Raw genomic sequence first — 2,489 nt, forward strand, 5'->3', positions numbered from 1 at the left:
GTTTAAGGGGTGATAAAGATAGGTTTAAGGGGTATATGAATAGATAGATTATTGACTATTTAAAATATATAACATATAACCTAGTTAAATGAATTAATAAGCTTCATATCATGACAAATAACAATAAATTAGTTGTTAAAGATAATGCTCTTATCGATGCTTCTTTTAACTTATCACTCATAGAGCAACGTATTATGCTCTTGGCCATAGTTGGAGCTAGAGAGTTTTCTAATCTCACGCCAGATACACCAATAGAAGTGCTTGTAAGCGACTACATTCATCAATTTAAAGTGGATAGTAATAATGCCTATGGCTTGCTCAGAGAGGCAGCAAAAACACTAAAAAGAAGGGAGTTCAGTTATTTAGATAGATATAAGGGCCTAGAGGCTCTTACTACAGCAAATTGGGTAAACAAAGTGACCTATGTAGATTCTAATGGTCTTATTGTTTTATACCTTAGCAACGAAGTTATCAGCTTAATTAGCCGATTAAGCGAACAATTTACCAAATATCATATAGAGCAAGTATCTGATTTTAGAAGTAAATATAGCATAAGACTATATGAGCTATTAATTAAATGGTTGAATGTAGCAAAAACTGAGAAATATAGTATTAACGATCTTAGATCAAAGTTAGGTCTTGACGCGACTGAATATTCAACAATGTCTAACTTTAAATCCAACGTATTAGACAGAGCAGTAAGTGAAATTAATAAACACACTGATATTACCGTTGACTATGACCAATTCAAAAAAGGACGAGTTATCACTGACATTCAATTCAGAATTAAATCGAAAGTTAGGCCATCTCAACAAGAATTAACTAGAACGCCCCAAACAGCATTCCAACAAATGACAGATGCTCAAATCAATATGTTTGGCAATCAGCTTTCACGTCTACCTGAATTTTCAAACTTAGCAAATGGTAATGAAAGCTATGAGAGCCTAGCAGCGAAAATCAAAGAAATGCTAAGAGATCCAATACAGCAAAAACAGTTTTTGCCTCATCTAAAAAACTTAGGCTTTAAAGCTTGAGTGTATTGGAGAATACACATATTGTATTCTCCAATACGTTTTCAAAATACACAGCAATACACTATGAATACAGCTACAAAATACAGTGTTAGTGATGCTGCAACCCTGTATAAAAAATCTCGAGCTACGCTATATAAAGATATAAAAAACGGTGTGTTAAGCCGTGACCACGATGGCTTTATAGATTTTTCAGAACTTCTCCGTGTCTATGGAGAACCTTTTGGAGTAAAACAAGTAAAACGTATCGATACGTCCCCAATACAAAATCAAAATACATCTGAATACACTGATAAAACAGTTGTAGAACTCAAAAACCAAATTGATTTTCTAAAAAAACAGTTAGAAAAAGCCGAAGATCGTGAAGCCAAGGCAAATGCTCGTATAGATACACTGCTGACACTCATTGAAATGAAGCCCCCACAATCCAATATGACTACGTTTACCGATCAGAAATCTGCTCCAGATATAGCAACAGATCCTCGGTCAGAACCCGAGCCGAAAGATGACGGATTGACTACTCCAGTCGAAACAGAAAATAAGCGGATTCCTGTGCCTGAACACATTGAACCAGAGACTGAGAAAAGAGGGTTTTGGAGTCGTTTTTTTAGACCCTATGATTAATCAAGATTGTTTAATCTAGATGAATAAAAATATAGAGAAATAATCACGGAATAGGCGTGGAACGTGAAAGATCACGAAAAAGCCGTTCCAGTGTGCTGAACTCGGGAACGGCTTACTTTAAGATATTGATGCGAAAAGGAAAAGTTCAAGTATTTCGCATAAGGCGTATTATGTTAATTTTAGAAATTCTTAAAATAAGTACCAATTATAATTTTAAATTAAAAATATAAGTTGAAATTAAAATTATAATATTGCATTATAATCACAATAAAAAATTATAGGATTGATGATATGTCATTAGCAAAAAAATTTGACCCTCTATTCAGTAATAAAATGGCTGAATTACAACACTGTGGGTATGTTGAATTTTATAAATGGGAACTTTTAACTTGGTTTCAACGAGATAGAATAACTAATGTTATCTGGAATGAAATTTATGATCGTTGGGCGGATATCTGGGAAGATACGAGTTCTAGTGCTGAAGAAAACCAACTTTTATATAAAGACACTGGAAAATCATATGTAATTATTAATAAAAGCCACTTCACAGAAGTATTTGAACAGGAATAAAAAATATGGCTATTGCAAGTGCTGTTCATAGAGGAAGTTGGATTTATGTATACGATGAAAAAGGGCGTAAATTAGCTGCACTTGCAGGTGATGCCTTACACGGATTTACATCATCAACTGTAAGCGTCAAGAAAGGAAGTTGGATTTACGTCTATGATGAGAAAGGGAAAAAAATATCATCAATCCCAGCTAAATAATATTTAATAATAGGATGGATTGAACATCACATTTTATCATTTGCACAATATCCATTTAACATAATGG

At 33.5% G+C, this 2,489-nt stretch carries 4 protein-coding genes; all 4 read left to right on the top strand.

The genetic code is table 11. The annotated features are described in order from the left end of the window. Positions 1-110 precede the first annotated feature (110 nt). The 4 genes from repM (at position 111) to C502_RS0117920 (ending at position 2,422) form a co-directional block, all read left to right on the top strand. Positions 111-1,034: a replication initiation protein RepM gene (repM, locus tag C502_RS0117905; protein WP_018680125.1), complete on the top strand. Its 924-nt coding sequence runs from the start codon at positions 111-113 to the stop codon at positions 1,032-1,034. A 63-nt stretch (positions 1,035-1,097) separates the two neighbouring features. Next, a complete protein-coding gene (locus C502_RS0117910) occupies positions 1,098-1,655 on the top strand; it encodes a plasmid replication DNA-binding protein (RefSeq protein ID WP_018680126.1) in 558 nt (185 codons plus the stop codon). 291 nt (positions 1,656-1,946) lie between these two features. Further along, entirely contained in the window at positions 1,947-2,225 is a 279-nt protein-coding gene (locus tag C502_RS0117915) for a hypothetical protein (protein WP_018680127.1), read from the top strand. Positions 2,226-2,230: 5 nt separating this feature from the next. Continuing rightward, positions 2,231-2,422, top strand: coding sequence for a hypothetical protein (locus tag C502_RS0117920; protein WP_018680128.1), 192 nt, complete (start codon positions 2,231-2,233; stop codon positions 2,420-2,422). Positions 2,423-2,489: the final 67 nt, after the last annotated feature.

It is taken from the genome of Acinetobacter tjernbergiae DSM 14971 = CIP 107465 (assembly GCF_000374425.1).
Taxonomy (GTDB): Bacteria; Pseudomonadota; Gammaproteobacteria; order Pseudomonadales; family Moraxellaceae; genus Acinetobacter; species Acinetobacter tjernbergiae.